General features: G+C 72.6%; 15 protein-coding genes. 2 read left to right on the forward strand and 13 right to left on the reverse strand.

What is annotated here, in order from left to right; translation table 11 throughout:
- Positions 1–5: 5 nt before the first annotated feature.
- The 9 genes from HD596_RS29565 to HD596_RS29605 all read right to left on the reverse strand — a co-directional run bounded on the left by HD596_RS29565 (position 6) and on the right by HD596_RS29605 (position 11,188).
- A complete protein-coding gene (locus tag HD596_RS29565) occupies positions 6–2,309 on the reverse strand; it encodes a penicillin acylase family protein (protein ID WP_246554931.1) in 2,304 nt (767 codons plus the stop codon).
- Between the two features lie 8 nt (positions 2,310–2,317).
- A complete protein-coding gene (locus HD596_RS29570) occupies positions 2,318–4,531 on the reverse strand; it encodes an FtsX-like permease family protein (RefSeq protein WP_185072555.1) in 2,214 nt (737 codons plus the stop codon).
- Positions 4,528–5,220 (reverse strand): ABC transporter ATP-binding protein, encoded by a 693-nt coding sequence (locus HD596_RS29575; RefSeq protein WP_185072556.1) that lies wholly within the window; start codon positions 5,218–5,220, stop codon positions 4,528–4,530. Before HD596_RS29575 ends, HD596_RS29570 begins: the two co-directional genes overlap by 4 nt.
- Positions 5,217–5,744: a PadR family transcriptional regulator gene (locus HD596_RS29580; protein WP_185072557.1), complete on the reverse strand. Its 528-nt coding sequence runs from the start codon at positions 5,742–5,744 to the stop codon at positions 5,217–5,219. Before HD596_RS29580 ends, HD596_RS29575 begins: the two co-directional genes overlap by 4 nt.
- Positions 5,745–5,880: 136 nt before the next feature.
- Positions 5,881–6,585: a GNAT family N-acetyltransferase gene (locus HD596_RS29585; protein ID WP_185072558.1), complete on the reverse strand. Its 705-nt coding sequence runs from the start codon at positions 6,583–6,585 to the stop codon at positions 5,881–5,883.
- 13 nt (positions 6,586–6,598) lie between these two features.
- Entirely contained in the window at positions 6,599–7,543 is a 945-nt protein-coding gene (locus HD596_RS29590; RefSeq protein ID WP_185072559.1) for an NmrA family NAD(P)-binding protein, read from the reverse strand.
- 126 nt (positions 7,544–7,669) lie between these two features.
- On the reverse strand, positions 7,670–8,947 hold the full coding sequence (locus HD596_RS29595) for a hypothetical protein (protein ID WP_185072560.1): 1,278 nt from the start codon (positions 8,945–8,947) through the stop codon (positions 7,670–7,672).
- Positions 8,948–9,022: 75 nt separating this feature from the next.
- Positions 9,023–9,799 (reverse strand): SDR family oxidoreductase, encoded by a 777-nt coding sequence (locus HD596_RS29600; protein ID WP_185072561.1) that lies wholly within the window; start codon positions 9,797–9,799, stop codon positions 9,023–9,025.
- A gap of 156 nt (positions 9,800–9,955) precedes the next feature.
- A complete protein-coding gene (locus tag HD596_RS29605; protein ID WP_185072562.1) occupies positions 9,956–11,188 on the reverse strand; it encodes an aminotransferase class V-fold PLP-dependent enzyme in 1,233 nt (410 codons plus the stop codon).
- On the opposite strand from HD596_RS29605, the gene HD596_RS29610 reads away from it, so the two are divergent.
- Positions 11,187–12,590, forward strand: coding sequence for an aminotransferase-like domain-containing protein (locus HD596_RS29610; protein WP_185072563.1), 1,404 nt, complete (start codon positions 11,187–11,189; stop codon positions 12,588–12,590). The genes HD596_RS29605 and HD596_RS29610 overlap by 2 nt on opposite strands.
- Here HD596_RS29610 and HD596_RS63940 read toward each other — a convergent pair.
- The 3 genes from HD596_RS63940 to HD596_RS29625 form a co-directional block, all read right to left on the reverse strand.
- Positions 12,580–14,652 (reverse strand): S8 family serine peptidase, encoded by a 2,073-nt coding sequence (locus HD596_RS63940; RefSeq protein ID WP_221519580.1) that lies wholly within the window; start codon positions 14,650–14,652, stop codon positions 12,580–12,582. The genes HD596_RS29610 and HD596_RS63940 overlap by 11 nt on opposite strands.
- Positions 14,653–14,760: 108 nt before the next feature.
- Positions 14,761–16,380 carry a phospholipase A2 gene (locus HD596_RS29620; RefSeq protein ID WP_185072565.1) on the reverse strand — a complete coding sequence of 540 codons (1,620 nt, stop codon included), beginning with the start codon at positions 16,378–16,380 and terminating at the stop codon, positions 14,761–14,763.
- Positions 16,381–17,105: 725 nt separating this feature from the next.
- Positions 17,106–18,038, reverse strand: coding sequence for an MBL fold metallo-hydrolase (locus tag HD596_RS29625; protein ID WP_185072566.1), 933 nt, complete (start codon positions 18,036–18,038; stop codon positions 17,106–17,108).
- Between the two features lie 79 nt (positions 18,039–18,117).
- Between HD596_RS29625 and HD596_RS29635 the strand changes: the two genes are divergently transcribed.
- On the forward strand, positions 18,118–19,056 hold the full coding sequence (locus tag HD596_RS29635; protein ID WP_221519581.1) for a TetR/AcrR family transcriptional regulator: 939 nt from the start codon (positions 18,118–18,120) through the stop codon (positions 19,054–19,056).
- Here HD596_RS29635 and HD596_RS29640 read toward each other — a convergent pair.
- Positions 18,988–19,479: an FBP domain-containing protein gene (locus HD596_RS29640; RefSeq protein ID WP_185072567.1), complete on the reverse strand. Its 492-nt coding sequence runs from the start codon at positions 19,477–19,479 to the stop codon at positions 18,988–18,990. The two genes, HD596_RS29635 and HD596_RS29640, sit on opposite strands and share 69 nt — an antisense overlap.
- Between the last annotated feature and the right edge of the window lie 36 nt (positions 19,480–19,515).

Consider the following 19,515-nt stretch of genomic DNA (forward strand, 5'->3'; position numbering starts at 1 on the left):
GGCTCTCACCCGCTCACGGTGGACGTCCTCAGCTTCGGGTCGGCGGCGATCTCGGCCTCGGTGAAACGCTCCGTGACCCACTGGCCGCGCGAGAACAGCACCGTCTGGTCGGTGTGGTGCGGCGAGCTGGGGTCGGCCGAGAGCGAATAGGTGAGGATGGTCCGCGTACGGGGCCCGGCGGGGGTGAGCTCGACGGCCATCATGAAGGTCGAACCGGTGTCCACCTCCGGGTAGCGCCCGTCCGCGCCGAGCGCGCCGCGCATGCGTACCCTGTCGAAGCAGCCCTCCCCTTCGGTGCAGCCGGGGATCGGGATCGAGGAGTAGTGCTGCGCCTGGCCCGGGGTGAGCGTGAGGGGGATGCCGCCGGCCTGGAAGGCGGCCACGGCGTCGGCCAGGGCCAGCCGTACCACCGGGTCGTCGCTCTTGAGACCCCGGGGGGTGGCCACCGGGCGCTCGGGATCGAACGGCACCCGCCACGGGCTGTAGACGGGCTCTCCCGGCTTGGTGGGCCGCCCCAGCCGCTGGAAGAACTCGCGCCACAGGATGGCCCCCTGGCCGTCCAGGGTGGCCCGCCCGTTCCACTCGCGCAGCGTGCGGCAGGCCTCGCGCACGTCCACCCGCTTGCCGGCGGACGTGGTCAGGGTGCTGTCACGGCACAGCGCCGGCAGGTCCGAGCGCATGAGCTCGAAGGTGTGGTTGCGCTTGCCCTGCACGGTGGCCTGCAGCGTCTCCAGGGTGAAGCCGGGAGCGCCGAGCCCGTCGGCCCCGGACCGCCGCTGGGCGATCATGTCCAGGCTGACGCGGGGGCGCGGCTCCAGCTCGGTACGCGCCTTGCCGAACACGCGCGGGTAGCCGGTCAGCGGCGCCGACGGGTTCGTCATCCAGAAGGTGTTGTTGGAGTTGGCCACGTAGTCGGCGCGGGTCAGTCTCGGCCGGCTCGCGGGCCCGAAGATGCCGGGCACGACGGCGTCGCGGTCCCTGCCCCACAGGCACGCGGAGGTCGAGCCGTCCAGGACGTACTCCTCCAGGCCCGGGATGGGGGAGGGCTTGCCGCAGCGCTCCGCCTGGGCGTCGGTGACGTGGGGGACCATCGAGGTGTCGGCGAAGTAGGCGCTGCCGCCGGCGTCGGTGGCGAGCGTGTGGACGAACGGCATGCCCTGGTAGGTGCTCTGGGCGGCGCGCAACTGGGTGAGGTCCCGAGCCCTGGCCATCGCCAGCCACTCGTCGGCCGCGCGCAGGTTGCCGGCGTTGGCGTCGGCCAGCGCGTAGGCGACCTTGCCGGTCTGCCCGGCGGCCAGCACCGGGCCGTAGCGCGAGGTGTGGAGCAGGTGGTCCACGACGGTGCCGTCCTGCAGGGTGACCTGCACCTCCTGGCGGCCCATCGGCTCGGTCCGGCCGTCCACCCGATAGCTGGTGCGGTCCACGAGGTCGAGCTGGTAGAGGGTGAACCGCTGGGCGTGGGAGACCGTGTGGGTCCAGGCCATGGTCGCGTTGTGGCCGATCTGGACGACCGGCGTGCCGTACAGGCTGCCGCCGGAGACGTCGAGCACGCCGGGGATGGTCAGCTGCACCTGGTAGAAGCGGCGGATCCCGTTCCAGGGGAAGTGCGGGTCGGCCAGCACCATGCCGTGGCCGTCGCGCGTCGCGCGGCGGCCGAGCGCCCAGGCGTTGCTGCCCGCGGCGGGCCTGCGCTCCGGCCCCTCGGCTGCGGCCTCCCCGACGACGTACTCCTTCATCCCGCCGATGCCGGTCATCCGGCTGAGGTCGAGCAGGTTGTTCCAGATGTCGGTCGCGGTGATGGGGCCGACCCAGGCCTTGCCCCGGCAGGTGGGATCCGGCAGGTTCGCCACGCCGGTCCGCTCCAGGTAGCGGTTGTAGCCGGCGACGTAGCCGTCCACGAGCCGGCGCAGCTCGTCGGTCGGGCCCAGCGGCGCTCGCCGGGCCAGCAGCCGAGCCACCACGCCGGAGTCGGCGACGCTCTTGTAGTAGACGTCGCTGACCAGGTTGGCGACCGGGCGGACCGGCTCGTCGGACTTCGCCTGGGGGCCGAAGTACCGGGACCGCTCGCCCCGCAGCGTCACCACCCAGGAGGCCAGCACGCAGAGGTTGTCCTGCGCGAAGGCGTAGCCGTACCCGAATCCGAGCCCGCCGTAGTCCTTGGCGGAAATGTGCGGAATGCCGTACTCGGTGCGCCGGATCTCGGCGGAGTAGCGGCCGTCGTCCGCCAGTGCCGGCACGTCGGTGCGCACCACCACCATGACGGCGGCGACCAGGGCCAGCGCGATCAGCGCGGCCGGTTTCAGCTTCAACGCAACTCCTATTCGAAACGCGCGTTGTCGGGCGCGGTCATGCGCCTGAGCAGGGGGAGGGCGGTGAGGATCACCAGGAGGGAGGCGGCCAGGCCGCCGCCGAGGGAGGCGAAGTAGACCGGTCCGGGCATCGCCAGTGAGGCACCCTTCATCGCGAGCTGGGCGACGAGCGGTTCGGCCACGGCGAAGCCGGCGCCGGCGGCCAGCACGGCGGCCAGGACGAGCGGCAGCGCCGACTCCAGCAGCACCACCGTGGCCAGGGTCCGCGTGGGCGTGCCGGCCAGCCGCAGCAGCGTGAACGGCTGCCTGCGCTCCACCAGGCCGCCGCCGACCGCCACCACGAGGCTGCAGCCGCCGACGACCAGGGTGAGCGCGACCATGGCCAGCGCGATGCTCTCCGCGCGGGTGTAGAGGTCCGCCCTGACCTGGGCGATCTCGGCGAAGGTCAGCGGCGCCTGCGCGGAGTAGCCGGCCACCAGGGTACGCAGCCGCTCCAGCGTGGCCGCGTCGCCCGTGCGGATCATGACGGCCATCAGATCGAGCCCGGCGGTGGAGGCGGGCTCGCTGGCCGGTCCCGCCAGCGGGAGGAGCTTGTCGATGGTGAGGGGGTTGTCGGCGCCGACGACGCGGTCGAACCGGCCCAGCACGGCCTGCGCGCCCTCGGGGCAGCGGCCGAGCACGGGGAAGCGGGCCAGGTTCGAGCACTCGACGACGGAGGTCATGGGCGGCGAGCCGTCGGCCGGCGGGCGCAGGCTCTCCAGATCCGCCCTGGCGTAGATGGGCAGCACGTCCACGCCGGGCTGGGCACGTACCTGGGCGAGCAGGTCCGCCGACGCCCGCGGCGACAGGCTCGCGATGCCCGGCCGCCAGAGCGTGGCGCCCAGCACGTCGTTGAGCGTGCCGCCGGCCACGGCCCGCTGGCCCGCGACCACCGTGGGCACGAGGGCCGCGATCGTCGTCCCGATGAACACCGCCAGCACCAGCCCGCTGACCGACCTGAACGCGGTCTTCGGGTCGGCGGCCAGCCGCTGGGCGGCCAGCAGCGTCGCCGCGCCGCGGGTCAGCCGGGCGGCCAGGCGCGCGCCGAGCATCGTCAGCCATGGCCCGGCCAGCACGAGCCCGGCCATGACGAGCGCGATCCCCGCGTTGGCCAGGAGGGGGTCGGGCTTGCCGTCCTTGAACGCCGGCCCCGCGAACAGCCCCAGCCCCGCCAGCAGCGGGATCACCCGCCACGCCCGCGGCGGCGGCGGGGCCGCCTTCCTGGCCACGCCGAGCGGTGAGATCCGCACCCGGCGCAGCGACCACAGGGCGGCGCCCGCCGAGACGAGCGGCACGCAGGCGAGCACGGCCGCGTACTGCCAGGGGGTCGGGACGGCCAGCTCGGGGAAGAAGCGCGAACCGGTGATCCGGATCCCGGCCACGACCGGCCGTACGAGCTGGAAGAGCACGACGCCGGCCAGCGCGCCGAGCAGCGCGCCCAGCGCGGCGTCCACCGCGGCGAGGATGTTGATCTGCCGGGAGGTGGCGCCGACCAGCCGGATCGCCGCGAAGCGCGTCTCGCGGCGGGCGGCGGCCAGCCGGGTGGCGGTGCCCACCAGCACCAGCAGCGGGACGATCAGCCCGATGGCGGCGATGCCGAACCCGAATTGGTACACGTCCGCGCTCTGGTCGACCGCCGGCTCGGTGGCGACCATGTCGACCCGCCGGGTGCCGATCATGGCGGCGACCTGCTGCGGCGTCCCGCCCACCACGATGACCAGCTCGTCGGGCCCGGCCAGCGCGGCCCGGCCGATCAGGCCCGCCCGCGTCCCGGGGAAGCGGGCGGCGAGCTGCTCGCGCGGCGCCGAGTCCAGGAGCCGGGCCAGCGCGGGCGAGGCGTAGTACTGGCCGGGGCCGGGCATGCGGGACAGGCCGGGGATGACCGGCGCGCGGCCGCCGAGCCCGGCGGCGTCGAGCCTGGTGATCGTCCGGCCCGCGTAGAAGTCCTCGCGGAGGTTCCACAGGGCGCCGTCGCCGGTGGCGTCCAGGGCCCAGCCGCTGGGCGCCGTGCCGCGCGTGCACTCCCAGCAGGGCCGGTCGCCGGTCGCCTGGAAGGCGTTGAACAGCGACAACGTCGCCAGCAGCACCACGACGCCGACCGCCACCCCGGCCACGATCAGTGCCAGCCGGGCCGCCGTCTCCCTGCCGCTGCGCAGCGACAGCCGCAGCCCCAGCAGGATCATCGGAGGACCCCGCCGGCGTACGGGTCGGTCACCTTGCCGTCGCGCACCACGACCTCGCGGTCGGCGCAGGCGGCCACCCGGGCGTCGTGCGTCACCACGATCACGGTGGCGCCCTCCTCGCGGGCCAGGCCCACCAGCAGGTCCATCACGTGCTCGCCGGTCAGCGAGTCGAGCGCGCCGGTCGGCTCGTCGGCGAAGATGACGCGCGGCTTCGTCACCAGCGCCCGCGCGATGGCCACCCGCTGCGCCTGCCCGCCCGACAGCTCCCCGGTACGCCGGCCGCCCAGCCCGGCCAGCTCCAGCCGCTCCAGCCAGGACTCGGCCCGCGCGTAGGCGTGCCTGCGCCTGGTACGGCCGAGCAGCAGCGGCAGCGCCACGTTGTCGGCCACCGTCAGCTCGGGCACGAGCTGGCCGAACTGGAAGACGAACCCGAAGGCCGTGCGCCGCAGCTCGCTGCGGCGGCCGTCGTCCAGCGTGTCGAGCCGCCGCCCGTCGAACCACACCTCGCCGGTGTCCGGGGTGAAGATCCCGGCCAGGCAGTGCAGCAGCGTCGACTTGCCGGAACCGCTGGGCCCCATGATGGCCAGGACCTCGCCCGCGGCCACCGACAGGCCGGCCTCCCGCAGCGCGGGCGTGCTGCCGAAGGAGCGGCTGATGCCCTCGGCCCGCAGCAGAGCGTTGACGATCATCGGGCGCGCACCGTTTCCGCCAGCGCCCCCAGCCTGGCCTGGGTGACGTCGATCCACCGCAGATCGGCCTCCAGCCGGAACAGGGCATGGTCGGCGAGCAGCGTGTCGATCAGCGCGCCGCCGCGCTTGATCTCGGACAGCTCCCGCATGCGCCGCAGATGCGTGGCGCGCTGGGCGTCGAGGTAGCCCGCCGCGTCGCGGCCCAGCATCAGCGCCAGCACGACCTTCGTGAACAGCACCGTCTGCAGGTACGGCTCGGCCGCGACCGGCTCGGCCAGCCACTTCTCGACCTCGCTCCGGCCGACCGGGGTGATGGCGTAGCGCTTGCGGTCCGGGCCGTCGCCCGGCTCGCTCTGCCCGGCGGCGATCTTGCCGTCCCTGGCCAGGCGGGCGAGCGTGGAGTACACCTGGCCGAACGGCAGGGACTTGCCCCCGCCGAAGTAGGTGTCGTAGTCGCGTTTCAGGTCGTAACCATGGCTCGGCTCCCGCTCCAGGAGGCCGAGCAGCGCAAGGGGAACGCTCATGTCCGGAGACTATACTCTGAGGGTATATCTGCGGCGTATATCCGCGGAGTATGACCGCCCGGGCTTGCCCGTGCCGGCGACGGCGAGGTGCTGTCCGGGCGGCAGCATGGCGACGAACGCCGGTCCGCGACCGGTCCTAGAGCCGGATGCTGATCTGCGCGCCGTGCTCGTGGAAGCCGAGTGCGCGGGCGACACGCCGCGACGGCTCCGGGCGGGCGCGCCACTGCGGCAGCAGCCCGAGCGTCAACGCGTCGGCGACCGCCGCGGAGGCCGCCAGGCGGGCCAGCCCCCGGCCGCGGCACCGTGGCGCGGTCAGCACGCTCACGTGCGCGGCCGTGTCCAGCCAGGGGCGGAAGCCGGCGGCCGCGAGGACGTCCCCGCCGTCGCGGACGGCGTAGGCGGCCGAGGTGATCTCCTCCAGGCCGGACTCGTCCGCCTCCTCCTCCGGGACCGATTCCAGCAGGGCCCGGATCGCCGGGTGATCGGCCGGCAGGCGGTCGACCTCGGCGGTGGCCGGGGCGGGGACGAAGTCGCCGGCGTCGAGATAGGCCAGTGTCGCCGGGCCCAGGACGTCCAGGACCGGCAGGAGTTCCGGAAGCCGAGCGAGGCCGGTGTCGCCGGGGTCGAGCAGGGCGCTTCGTACCGGCTCGGCGAGGGCGGCGTCGGGGACGGTGGCCAGGATCGCCCCGCCCAGCGCGACGACGCCCGTCCATCCCGGCGGGCACAGCGACGACCCGGGCGAGATCACGACCTTCACGTCCCCGTTCGCCGGAAACGTGACGGGGACGCCGGCCAGGCCCGCCCACAGGTCACGCGCCCGGTCCAGCGCACTCCTCGGCATCCTCCCATGATCGCTACCGCGGGCCCCCGGGGCCAACCCGGGTGCCGCCGAAGAGCGCCGCGTGGCCGGCGACGAAGTTCTTGACGCTCGTCGCCGGCCGTCCGGTGAGGGTCTCGACGTCGCGGGTCAGGCGGGCGTAGCGGCCCCGCGCGTGCATCCGCGCCATGGTGGCGATGTGCTCGGCCAGGTGGTCGGGCAGCTTCGCCTTGCGGAGGTCCTGCTCGATCCACTCTTTCAGCGGCAGGTCCACGTACGTGATGCGCCGCCCCAGGGCCTCGGAGTACTCCGCCGCCACGGCGTTCATGTCCTCCGAGCGCGGGCCGGTGAGCTCGTACACCTTCCCGACGTGCGACGACGGGGCGGCCAGGACGGTCGCGACGACCTCCGCCACGTCGCCGGCCGCGACCGGCGAGGTATGGGCGGCCCCGAACGGCAGGCGGATCTCGTCCCGCTCGGCTATGGAGGCGGCGGCGAAGAGGGTGAAGAAGGGGTGTTCGAGGAAGACCGTGGGCCGGACGACGATCAGCGGCAGCCCGGACCAGGTGAGCGCCTGCTCGGCGAGCCAGTGCAGCCGCTGCTGGCGTGACTCCTCCGTGCTCGTGGTGGTCATCCCGGAGACGGTCATCTGCGAGAGGTTGACGAAGGCCCCGATGCCGGTGGTCTGGCGGGCCACGGTCGCCATGGTGACCGCGGCCTCCAGGTACGACGGCGAGACGCTCATGCTGAAGAACACCCGGCCGACGCCGCGCATGGCCGGCACGACGTCGGCGGCGCGCGTCATGTCGGCGACGACGACCTCGGCCCCCGTGGCCCGCAGCGCCTCGGCGCGCTCGTCCTCGCGATGGACCAGCGCCCGGACCGGGAGCCCCTGACGCCGCAGCGTCTCCACGACGGTCCGGCCGACCGCTCCGACGCTGCCGGCGGCGCCCGTGACGAGAATCGGTCTGTCCTGGGGCATCGGTCACCTCCCGGACCTCACCCCAGCAGACTCGCGCCGGTTCGGCCACCGGGACGCCCGGCGAATGGCGATGTCGTTAATCCGGGACCATCAACATTTCGCCGGCAGCGGCGTCGAAGGGGGAGCTCAGGAGGGATCGACGTCGGCGACGGCGACGGAGAAGACGACCCGTTCCTCCTCGCCCTCGGTGAGCCCCCAGAGCTCGCCGGTGGCGTACCACTGTGACAGGTCCTCCGGCCGGTACGCCCAGCTCGTGTGGGCGCTGATCGTCCGGGGCGTGGCGGCGACGTTCACGGTGGCGAAGCGTCTCCTCGGGTCGGGGCCGGGGTGGGAGCCGGCCGCCATGTTGAGGTAGAGGAGGTCGCCGTCGGACTGGACGCCTTGCACGTCGCTGATGGCGTTGGCGGGGTCGGCCGGGACGGTGGACACCCAGGCCTGCACGGGCGCGTTGACGAGCCGGTAGTCGCCGTCCGGGGCCGGCTGGAACCGGTAGCGGACCAGTTTGGTGCCGGCCGGGGAGCCCGCGGAGCCGCTGGAGGCCTTGTAGGTGCCGGCGATCAGGCTGGCGCCGCCGGAGCTGTGGCGGTCCAGGGAGACGTAGTCCAGGCGGATGGGGGTGATGTAGTGGCGCACCTCGGGGATGACGTACTTGTAGTCGCCGCCGCTCCCGTCCCGCTTGCGGTAGATCTTGCGGGTGTCGAACACCCGGATGGTGTTGTACGTGGAGTCGGGGCCCGAGTAGCCGTTCCAGTTGGTGCTGGAGGTCATGAACAGGTAGGGCCCGTACCAGGCCAGGCCGCCGCCGTGGCCGTAGACGCGCCGCAGCTTCCCCTGGCTGTCGACCCACACGGGCAGGACGTTGCGGTAGCGGCGGTCGTCGAGGTCGACCACCGACAGGTTCACGGAGTTGGTGCGGTAGTCGGGGTTGTCCGGGTCGGGGGAGTTCAGCCAGACCCAGCTGGTGATGAGCGCCCGGTGGTCACTGCCGATCGGGGTGCCGTCGAGCTGGGCCTCGCCCGAGGTGGCCAGCCCCTGCGGCACCCAGGGGGAGTGCGGGAGGTCCTCCTTGTCGCCCTGGGCGCCGGTGTTCCAGCAGAACCAGGAGCGGACGGGCACGCGCGGCAGATAGGCCGCCCGGGCGGCGCAGCCGGGGTCCTCGTCGCCGGGCAGCGCGACGCGGTCGGTTCCGCTGAGCGCCCCGCCGATGCCCACCTGTTCGTACTCCGCCGCGAGCGGCACGGTGTACGGGTCGGACCCGGCGCGCAGGTCGAGACCCGTCAGGCTCAGGGGTTGGAGCGGCGCCGGGGCCGTCGCCAGGGCCGAGGCGGCGCCGGGCGACAGCGCGGGCGCGGCCAGGAGGAGCGCGGTGCCCATCCGTACGAGCCAGGTCAAAGCGGTGGTCATGGAGGTGCTCCTCGTTCGACGCCGAGCTTCGAACGTAGTGTGATCACTTCCGGGGCCGCAGACAAGATCGCGTTCTCACGTGAACAGCTGGCCGCCGTTGACGTCGATGGTGGCGCCGGTGACGGCCCTGGCGTGGTCGGAGGCGAGGTAGAGGACGGCGCGGGCCACGTCCTCCTCGGTGGCGACGCGGCGCAGCGCCATCGCCGAGACGTCGCGGGCAAGGATCTCCTCGAACGGCACGCCTTCCGCCGCGGCCCGCGTACGCATCCAGTCGTCGAGCACGTCGCCGGCGATCCAGCCGGGGGCGACGCAGTTGACGCGCACCCCGTACGGGCCGAGCTCGTCGGCGAGGCAGTGGGACAGCAGGTGCGCGGCGGCCTTGCCGGCGGCGTAGTCGCTGCGCCCCGCGTAGCCCTTGCGGGAGGACATGGAGGTGAGGTTGACGATCGAGCCGGAGCGCTGGGCCACCATGTGCGGCGCGATGAACCTGCAGGCCAGCAGGGTGCCGTAGCCGCCCGTCTCGACGGCCGCGCGCCAGGCTTCGAGGTCGCCGTCGGACATGTCGAGCACGTTCCTGCGGTGCGAGCCGGGGAAGGCGGCGTTGACCAGCACGTCCACCCGGCCCAAGCGGTCGATCACGGTGCCGGCGAGCCGCCGTACGTCCTCGATCCTCGTCACGTCGGCGGGCACCGCCAGCGTGCCCGGCACCTCGGCGGCGGTCCGCTCGACGGTGGCCGCCGTGCGGGCGGCCACGACGACCCTGGCGCCCTCCTCGCTCAGCAGGCGCGCCAGGGTCCGCCCCAGCCCGGGGCCCGCCCCGGTGACGACCGCGACCTTGTCATCGAGCAGCACGCACCGACTCTACCAAGCGTTTGCTCAATGGCTGCCACACCGCGTCGGGGACGCCGCCGGGGTTGTCGGCGATCCGCGTGGCCGCCTCCGCGAGCGCGAGGGCGGCGCGCTCGATCAGCAACCTGGAGGCCGTGCTACTGAGCGCGGGCCCTGGCGTCACCGCCGGGCGGCGGTGGCGCTGAGCTCGGCGACCGTGGCGGCGACCCGGTCCACCTCCTCCTCGGTGTTGTAGTAGTGCGGTGACAGGCGAAGGGCCCACTCCACGTCCTTGTCGCGGAAGTCGTACTGGGCGAACTCGCGGAAGCTGAGGGCGGAGTTGATCCCCCGCGCGTCCATGGCCTCCTTGAAGGGTTGCGGCTGCCAGCCGTCGATCTCGAAGGTGACCAGGGCCGCCGGCCGCGCGCCGCGATCGAGGAGCCGGACGCCGGGGATGCCGGCCAGCCGGTCACGCAGCCGGGCTCCGAGGGCGGGCGTGCGTTCGGCGATGCGGCGCACGCCGACCTGGAGGGCGTACCTGGTGGCCACCGCGCTGCCGATCACGGCCGAGTAGGGGAACTCCCAGTCCTCGAAGCGCGCGGCGGTCTCGACCGGGCGGTAGCGTCCCGGCTCGACCCAGCGGGCGCCGTACATGTCGATGAACAGCGGCTCGTAGCCGGCGCGCAGGACCCGGTCGGAGACGTACAGGAAGCCGGAGCCGCGCGGGCCGCGCAGGAACTTGCGGCACGTGGCGGTGAGCAGGTCGCAGCCGATCTCCTCGACGTCGATCTCGTACTGGCCGACCGTCTGGCAGGCGTCCACGAGATACAGCAGCTCCAGCTCGCGGCAGTGGCGGCCGATCTCGGCGACCGGCTGGACCAGGCCGGAGTTGGTGGGCACGTGGGTCACGGCGACCAGCCGGGGCCGCCGCTCGCGCATGAGCGCGGCCATCGCCTCGACGTCGACGCCGCTGCCGTCGGCGTGGTCCGGGGCGTGCACGATCTCGACGCCGAACCTCTTGCGCAGCGACAGGAAGGCGATCTGGTTGGAGATGAAGTCGTTGCGGGTGGTGAGGATGACGTCGCCGCGCTCGAACGGGATGGCGGACAGCGCCCTGGTGTAGGCGTCGGTCGCGCTCCCGGCGAAGGCGATGTTCTCGGGGGAGCAGTTGAGGAGCCCGGCCGTCGCGGCGTAGAAGTCGCGGACCTCCTCCTGCCGCGCCGCGGCCGCCTCGTATCCGCCGATGGCCGCTTCCAGTCGCAGGTGGGCGAGCATCGCCTCCAGCACCGGGCTGGCCAGCAGGCCGCAGCCGGCGTTGTTGAAGTGCACCACCGATTCGCAGCCCGGGGTGTCGGCGCGAAGGGACCGAAGCGTTTCCGGGGAGAAGGGGAAAGCGTTACTCTTGTCTCTCATGTCCGAGAGTAACATTACTGACTCTCTCGTCACGAGCCTGCGGGCGGAGATCGCCGGGCTGGCCGCGGGCGACCGGCTGCCCAGCGCCCGTGACCTGGTGCGCCGTCACGGGGTGAGCCCGGTGACGGTGACGCGGGCCTTCGCCCTGCTGGCCGCCGAGGGGGCGGTGGTGACCCGGCCGGGCAGCGGCACCTTCGTCGCGGCGCGCCGCGACCGGTCCGCCGACTGCGTGGGGGACACCTCCTGGCAGACGGTCGTGCTCGCGGACCGCAGCATGCCCGCGCTGACGGCGGGCGAGCTGCTCGGCCCGCCGCCCGGCGCCATCACGATGGCGGGCGGCTACCTGCACGGCTCCCTGCAGCCCGTCAAGGCGCTGGCCGCCGCCCTGGCTCGCGCGGCCCGCCGCCCGGACGCGTGGGAGCGCGCGCCGGTGGCCGGCCTGACCCCGTTGCGTACGATCTTCGCCAGGCAGGCCGGCGGCGACGTCGGCCCCGACGACGTGCTGATCACCAGCGGCGGGCAGAGCGCCCTCTCCATGGTGTTCCGTGCCATTGCCGCGCCCGGCAGCCCGATCCTGGTCGAATCGCCCACCTATCCGGGCGCGCTGGTGGCCGCCCGCGCGGCGGGCCTGCGTCCCGTGCCCGTGCCCCTGGACGGCGACGGCCTCCGGCCCGACCTGCTGGCCGACGCCTTCGCCACGACCGGGGCCCGGCTGCTGTACTGCCAGCCGACCTTCCACAACCCGACCGGCGCCGTCCTGTCGTCCGAGCGTCGCCGGCAGGTGGTTGACGTGGCCCGCGCGGCCGGCGCGTTCCTGGTCGAGGACGACTTCGCGCGCCACCTCGGGCACGGCGCGCCGGTGCCCCGCGCGCTCGTCGCCGACGACCGCGACGGCACCGTGGTCCACGTGACCTCCCTGACCAAGCCCGCCTCGCCCAGCCTGCGCATCGGCGCGGTCATCGCCAGGGGCCCGGTGATGGAACGGCTGCGCGCGATGCGGCGGGTGGACGACTTCTTCATCGCGCGTCCCCTCCAGGAGGCGGCCGTCGAACTGCTCAGCACCCCGGCCTGGGACCGGCACCTGCGCGCCCTGGCCCACGCGTTGCGCGAACGCTGCGCCGCGCTGGTCACCGCGCTGGCCCGCGAGGTCCCCGGCTGGGTGCCCGGGCACGTCCCCACCGGAGGGCTGCACCTGTGGGTGCGGATGAGCGGGGGCCACGACCACGCCGCCGTCGAGGCGGCGCGGGCGCGGGGCGTGGTCATCAGCGCGGGCCGCGACTACTTCGCCGCGGAGGCTCCGGGCGGCTACCTGCGGCTCGGCTTCGCGGCGGCCGCCGACGTCGCCGAGCTGGTCGAGGGTGTGCGGCGGCTCGGCGGGCCGCCGCGTTCCCTCACTGGGTGAGCGTCCATCCGTTGATGTAGCCCTTGTCGCCGGATGTGACATCCTCTACGCGGAGTTTCCAGCTGCCGCTGGCCGGTGAGGTGCTGGCATTGACGTGATAGGTCTCGTTCAGGACGTCGGCGTCGTCCTTGGGGGCCGGTGCCCGTAACGGGTAGACCTTGCCGTCCGGGGCGACCAGGTCGAGCTTGAGGTCGCCGCGCCAGGTGTGGTTGATCTCGACGTAGACGGTCACGTTGGAGGGGGCGTTGCCGGGGAGCCAGCCGACCACGATCCGGGATTCCGCGCTGCCGGGGTCGGGGATGGGGACGTCGTCCCAGGCGCCGAAGCAGGGCAGCCTGATGGTCCAGCTGTCGATGTAGCCGGTGTCGAGCCATTCGACGTCCTGGGCGCGCAGCTTCCAGGTGCCCTTCACCGGGGAGGCGCTGGCGTTGACGTGATAGGTCTCGTGGATGATGTCGGCGCTGTCGTTGGGGGCGGGCGCCCGCAGCGGGTAGACCTTCCCGTCCGGGGCGATCAGGTCGGCCTTCACCTCGCCGCGCCAGGTGTGGTGGATGTCGATGTAGACCTCGATGTTGGCGGGCGCGCTGCCGATGAGGTCGTTCACCACGATCTTCGACTCCACGTAGCCGTGGTCGGGGATGGCGTAGTCGGTCCCGTTGGTGTAGTTGGGCAGCGGCCAGGGGTCGGCGTCGGGGTCCGGGGTGGGGTTGGTGCTGCCGAGGACGGCGGTGTCGAGCTGGATGCGGGAGGTGGTGGCGCCGGTGTAGGTGATGGCCTTGCCGGTGGTCTTCAGGGTGGTCACCAGCTGGGAGACGGCGGTGGTGGGCTGGGCCTGGCGCATCACGGCCAGGGCGCCCGTGACGTGGGGGGCGGCCATGGAGGTGCCGCTCATGGAGGCGTACTTGTTGCCGGGGATGGAGGAGACGATGTCGGTGCCCGGGGCGAACAGGTCCAGCAGGGGGCCGCGGTTGCTGAACGTGGACGGGGTGTCCTGGTCGGTGGTGCTGCCGACGGCGATGGCCGAGGAGACGCAGGCCGGCGCGCTGATGGCGTCGCCGTAGCCGTTGTTGCCGGAGGCGATGACGGTGGCCACGCCGGCCGCCAGGAGGGCGTCGATGGCGGGCTTGCGGGGGTCGGTGTCGCAGGCGGCGGTGTAGCGGCCGCTGCCGAGGCTGAGGTTGGCGGCCACGATGGGGGTGCCGCCCTCCTGCAGCTCCAGGACCTTCTCCAGGCCGGCGATCTGGGCGCTGGTGAAGCTGAGCACGCAGGGAGCCGCGCCGGCGCCGCAGAAGTCCTCGGAGCTGAACTTGCTGAAGACCTGGACGGCGACGATCTCGGCGGCGGGGGCGACGCCGGCGGGCGGGGCTCCGGTGACGTTCTGGCCGTTGCCGACGGCGATGCCGGCCACGTGGGTGCCGTGGTCGCAGTCGAGGGCGGCGTCGGCGCAGGGGCCGGTGTCGGTGTCGGCCGCGCCGGGTCCTTCCTGCTCGGCGTTGCCGTCGGGGCACAGGCTGGTGGCCGAGTAGTCGGCGTCGATGGGGGAGAAGCAGGCCTCGTCGAGGACGCGGCTGCCCAGGAAGGGGTGGTTGGCGGCGACGCCGGTGTCCAGGATGGCGACGACGCTGCCGGCGCCGGTCATGCCCGCGGCGCGGGTGCGGTCCCCGCCGATCAGGGGGATGCTCTGGGCCAGCACCGGGGGTACGGGCTTGTCCTCGGTGACGCTGACGACGTTGGCGAGCTTGGACAGGCGGTCCACGGCCGCCGCGTCCACGCGCAGGGTGACCATGGGGAAGCGGGAGGAGGTCTGCAGGACCTGGCCGTTGGCGGAGGCGTCGGGCAGGTCGGTCCGGGACTTGGTGACCACGTTCACCCTGAGCTTGCCGCCGGCGGCCAGCTTGGTGCGCAGCTCGGGCTCCACCGTCGGTGCTGCCGCAGCGGCCTGCTGGGTGGCCTGCCGGGTGGTCTGCTGCTCCAGGGGCGCTGAGGCCGCGTGGGCCGGCACGCTCACGAACGCTGTGGCCGCCATCGCCGCGATGACGCAAGATAAGAGCGGAAATTTCATGACATATCGCGCCTTACGTGAAGAGTTCCATGGTGACGACGCCGACATGAGGGGGTGGCCGGACGGCGATCGATCCCGCCGCCCGGCCCGTGGGGTCACAGCGTGTGGTTACGTCGCGTTCGCGCCGTTCTTGGGGTTGCCCTTGACCCGGACGAAGCCCCAGTAGACGAAGGCGATCCGCCGGCAGGCCCCGCGTACCAGGATGAAGTAGCCGCCGCACACCTTGTCGCGCAGCGTGATGTAGAACCTGTTGTCCACGTCGGCCTTGCGGCTGCGGTCGAGGTAGTACTTGTACTTCTTGTACGTGTTGCCGATCAGCCCGTACCCGTAGTCGTGCGAGTCACAGGCCGGCCGGTAGTCGAAGCCGCTGGGGCGATCCGGAGACTGCGTGCAGTGGTCGTGGTTGATGCCCATGACCTTGAAGCCGCTGGCGGTACGCTTCCAGCTCGGGCTGTGCCAGCCGTAGTGCGCGGCGTAGGAGATGCAGCCGATCTTGGTCCACCACATCCAGTCCTTGGCCGTGGGGCAGTACTTCGGATAGGCCTGCGTGCCGTCGATGCCGCCCGGGATGAAGTCGCCCGGTGGCGGCTCCGGGGTCACGGGGCTGGGGATCCCTCCCGAGCCCTCGATCGGCGTGTCGGCGGTCGGCCGGTCGGCGTCGACGGAGGTCACCTGGGGGACCGCGGTGCCCGCCGGGAAGCTCAGCTGCCACGCGCCGTTGCTGCGCGAGTCGATCGACGTCAGGCGGCCGATCTGGTCGTAGGCGTAGGTCGCCTGGGTGGTGCCGTCGCTGGGATCGGAGACCGTGCGCAGCAGCCCGGACAGGTCGTACGCGTAGCGCGCCGCCGTCTGCGGCGCCTCGGCGCCGAGGGTGACCGTGATCTCCTTGAGCCGGCCCGCGAAGTCGCCGAGCGTGGAGGTGCCGGCCGTGGTCGACGTGGCGTAGGTGAACGCGAGGGTCGTCTCGGGGACTTCGGTCCCTGCCGGTTCCTTGATGGTGCTGATGCGGCCCTGGGGGTCGTAGCCGACCGTCGACTTGCCGTACGCGGCGGTGCCGACGCTGGTCACCCGCCAGGTGTCGGTGCTCTGCAGGCCCGCCGGCTGCGCCCAGGTGTAGGTGAACTTGAGATCGGCCGCGCTGACCGGGTTGCCGCTGGAGTCGGTGAAGGTGTCGTCACCGGCGTCCTGGGTGCCCGGATCCACCGTGATCGCCTCGGACATCGTGGTACGCATCGCTCCGGCGGTCGCGTCCCACTTGGTCGTCTCGGTGAGCTTGGCGCCGGTGGCGTCCTCGTAGGTGTTGATGCCGCCGCCGCCAGGCAGCGAGACGCTGCTCTTCAGGTCGTAGCGGGTCGAACCGCCTTCTTCCAGGTCCGTGACGACGATGGCGCCGTTCTGGACCTCCAGCTTCCGGTTGATCGCCCCGCCGAGGAACTCCCCTTGCCATCCGGGCCCGAAGACGGCCAGCTCGGGGCGGGTGGCGGGGGCCGACTGCGGTCGAGCGAGATCACCGTTGGCGGCGGCCACGCCGTGCCGGCGGCCGATCGCGGCGAAGGACACGTCCGATTCGGCGATCTTGAAGGTGGCGGAGTCGGCGAAGTACTGGCCGGGGCCGACCTCCTGGACCTCGGCCGGGGGTGGCTCGGCGACGGTGGAGGCGGAGGCTTCGGGAGAGAGGAAGGGGATCAGCACCGTCGAAAGGGCGACGGCGGTCGTTAATCGGCGCAATTGAGCCTCCGGGGTGCGGGGTGAGTGATTTGATCACCTGGACAGTAGATGATCTGAATTCACTCGACAAGGGCCTGGACAGCCATTCGGATCGGTGCTCAAATCGCATTCGGAGTCGCGCCCTTCGCGCCCTTCCGTAAGCGGTGACGCGTTCGACGAACCGCATTTCCAAGCACCGCTGGCGCTTACGTAACCCCTGGTCACGCTGGCAGTTCTGGTAAATTTATGCCGCCCTTATCGGGTCTCTGATGAAGATCGACCGATGCCCTGTGAAATTTATATGGCGATAATGTAGCGAACTTATGGCGGTCGCGCCGACCATTATTCGCGGGGGATTGTCGATGGCGGTCAAGTCTGCTTCGGCACCGGGGCCGGCGGGCGGTGTGAATGGCGTATGCGTGACGCGATCTCGGTGTGGTGGCGGGCGTCGGCCTTGTCGGGCGCGGTGATGCGTGGCGCGTCGACCTTGCTGGCCGCCGTGATGCGCGGCGCGTCGATCTCGTGGAGACGGTCCCGCTGGGTGAGACGGTGCCGTCCGCGCTCCCGGGATGCGTTGCTGAGGGCGGGCCTGATGGATGACCTCGTGGGGATCTGGTGGCCGCGGGCGATGGCTGATCAGCGCACCAGCCACCGGACCTGCGAGCCCTTCCCGCGTACACCCCGGCCGAGGTGCGGCCTGCGCTGCTCCGGCCGGTGCGTGCTCGGCGTCGCCGCAGGTCCAGGAGCTATGAGGCGGCCTCGTGGAAGAAGGCGCGGGCGGCGAAGCCGATCCACTCCGGACGTTCCCAGGTGGTCCAGCGGGCGCGGGCGGCCTGGTCGATCGCCGCCGCGGTCTCGTCCTCGGAGGCGCCGGAGGCGCGCAGGCCGGCGGCCTCGGCGCGGACGTAGGCGAGGTAGTCGCGGACGTCGTGGAGCAGGGAGGCGTCGGTCACCTCGCCGTGGCCGGGGACGACGACCTCGGGGGAGAGGGCGATGAGCCGGTCGAGGACGTCGATCCAGCGGGTGCCGTCGACATCGACGTCATGGGGCGGGAGGTACGGGGTGATCGGGAAGATGCGGGTCTCGAACAGGTCGCCGCCGAAGAGGACGCGGTCGTCGACGAGGACGATCTGGTCGGAGGCGGTGTGCGCCGGGCCCGCGGTGCGCAGGATCGCGGTCCGGCCGCCGAGGTCGAGCTCCGCCTCGCCGTCGTAGACGAGGTCGGGGTCGACGAGGGTGACGTCCTGGAGCTCGGCCGCGACGGCGGGGCTCAGCCCCTTGAACATGTCGAGGTAGGCGGCGCCCTTGCGGCGCAGCTCGGCGCGCTGGGCGGCGTTGTAGACGATGGTCGCGGCCCCCTGGAAGGACTGCGCGCCGAAGCCGTGCTCGGGGTGGAAGTGGGTGACGGTCAGGTACAGGCGCCGGTCGCCGGCCAGGAGGCGGGCCTGTTCCAGGACGTGGGCGCCGTTGCGGGGGCCCATGCCGGTGTCGATCACCAGCGCGGCCCGTTCGCCCACGACGATGCCCACGTTCGGGACGAGCTCGACGCGGCCGTCCGGGATGACGTACACGCCGTCGGCCACCTCGACCGGCTCGCCCCGCACGATCGGCGGCGGGCTCTGCCGGACGTCCGGCACGACGCTCTGTCCGGCGGACGGCGAAGACGCGGTGGGGCACATGACCCACTCCAATCTGAACAGTGTTGAGATGGCTTTTCGCGCAGCGTAACACGGATCTGATCGGTGTTAAGATCGGTCCATGGCGAAGGGGCGTTATCACCACGGCGACCTGCGCGCCGCACTCCTGGACGCAGCCGAGGAGCTCGTGCGCGAACGCGGCGCCGACGGCTGGTCGCTACGCGAGGCCTCCGCCCGGGTCGGCGTCAGCCCCAGCGCCGCCTACCACCACTTCGCCTCGCGCGACGCGCTCGTCCGCGCCCTGTCCGAACGGATCCTCTCCCGCCTCGGCAACCGCCTGGCGCACGCCTGCGAACGGGCCGCCGACGAGACCACCGCCCCGAACGCCCGCGAACGGACCGCGGAGGAGGCCGCCGATCCGGACGCCTGCCAAAGGGCCGCCGGGCCGAGTGGTGCCGGGCCACGTGGTGCCGGATCGAGCGGTGCCGGATCGAGCGGTGCCGGATCGAGCGGTGCCGGGCCACGTGGTGCCGGGTCGGGTGGTGTCGGGTCGGGTGGTGTCGGGTCCCGGGCGCCCGGTGGAGGGGCGTTTGACCTCCAGCGCCGCCTGATCGCGCTCGGCCGCGACTACCTGCACTGGGCGGTCGAGGATCCCGCCGTGGCCCGCCTCGTCTTCGGTGCCGGCGCCACCGGTCCCGACTCCCGCGTCTCGCCCCACCCGCACGACGTCCTGACGGCCGAGCTCGACCGCCTCGCCGACCTCGGCGCCCTCCCGGCGGCGTCGCGCCCGGGGGCCGAGTTCGTGGTCTGGGCGCCCATCCACGGCCTCGCGGTCCTGCTGATCGACGGCCTGATCCGCGTCGACGACGCCCACGCCTTTGACCGCCAGGCCGAACGCGTCATCCGCGCCACCCTCAACGGCCTGTGTCAGGAGCCCGCCCCCTCCGAGGACTGGCCCGCCGTCCACACGACGCACACCGACCGCCGCCGGTCACACCTTGGCCAGGAAGGCGAACAGGTTGGCCCGGGTGCGGGCGACCTTCTCCGGCAGGCTGAGTGACTCCTCGACGACCCCGTCGCCCGCGGCTTTCTTCTTGCCACGCACGTACAGGGAACAGTCGAGGTCGGTGCACAGGTACTGCCCGACCGAGTTGCCCTGACGGCCGGCCTCGCCGGTCCGGCGCGCGGTCATCAGCGCGACGCCGCCGCTGGTGTGCATGGTCAGGCACAGCGAGCACATGCTGCGCGAGGTGAAGGCGCGCGAGGCGCCGGACGTCACCCGGAGCGCGACCCCGACGAGCGAGCCGTCGCGTTCGGCCACGAGGTAGGCGCGTTCGGGCGCGCCCGGATCTCGCCACCCGAGGAAGTCGAGGTCTTCCCAGGGGCTCTGCGCGAAGTCCTTGGGCAGGTTGAGGCGCTGGGTCTCGCCCTTGGAGCAGTTGATGAACGATGTGCGGATGTCCCGCTCGGTGACTGGTCTCATGGACGGCGAGGCTAGCTCTCCTTAAGAGTATTATGC

Source organism: Nonomuraea jabiensis (assembly GCF_014204795.1).
Lineage (GTDB): Bacteria > Actinomycetota > Actinomycetes > Streptosporangiales > Streptosporangiaceae > Nonomuraea > Nonomuraea jabiensis.

What these genes read in the sequence shown, in the direction of transcription:
- HD596_RS29570 (WP_185072555.1), bottom strand. Translation starts at nt 4,531, where the DNA reads ATGATCCTGCTGGGGCTGCGGCTGTCGCTGCGCAGCGGCAGGGAGACG.
- HD596_RS29575 (WP_185072556.1), bottom strand. Translation starts at nt 5,220, where the DNA reads ATGATCGTCAACGCTCTGCTGCGGGCCGAGGGCATCAGCCGCTCCTTC.
- HD596_RS29580 (WP_185072557.1), bottom strand. Translation starts at nt 5,744, where the DNA reads ATGAGCGTTCCCCTTGCGCTGCTCGGCCTCCTGGAGCGGGAGCCGAGC.
- HD596_RS29585 (WP_185072558.1), bottom strand. Translation starts at nt 6,585, where the DNA reads ATGCCGAGGAGTGCGCTGGACCGGGCGCGTGACCTGTGGGCGGGCCTG.
- HD596_RS29590 (WP_185072559.1), bottom strand. Translation starts at nt 7,543, where the DNA reads ATGCCCCAGGACAGACCGATTCTCGTCACGGGCGCCGCCGGCAGCGTC.
- HD596_RS29595 (WP_185072560.1), bottom strand. Translation starts at nt 8,947, where the DNA reads ATGACCACCGCTTTGACCTGGCTCGTACGGATGGGCACCGCGCTCCTC.
- HD596_RS29610 (WP_185072563.1), top strand. Translation starts at nt 11,187, where the DNA reads ATGTCCGAGAGTAACATTACTGACTCTCTCGTCACGAGCCTGCGGGCG.
- HD596_RS29605 (WP_185072562.1), bottom strand. Translation starts at nt 11,188, where the DNA reads ATGAGAGACAAGAGTAACGCTTTCCCCTTCTCCCCGGAAACGCTTCGG.
- HD596_RS63940 (WP_221519580.1), bottom strand. Translation starts at nt 14,652, where the DNA reads ATGAAATTTCCGCTCTTATCTTGCGTCATCGCGGCGATGGCGGCCACA.
- HD596_RS29625 (WP_185072566.1), bottom strand. Translation starts at nt 18,038, where the DNA reads ATGTGCCCCACCGCGTCTTCGCCGTCCGCCGGACAGAGCGTCGTGCCG.
- HD596_RS29635 (WP_221519581.1), top strand. Translation starts at nt 18,118, where the DNA reads ATGGCGAAGGGGCGTTATCACCACGGCGACCTGCGCGCCGCACTCCTG.
- HD596_RS29640 (WP_185072567.1), bottom strand. Translation starts at nt 19,479, where the DNA reads ATGAGACCAGTCACCGAGCGGGACATCCGCACATCGTTCATCAACTGC.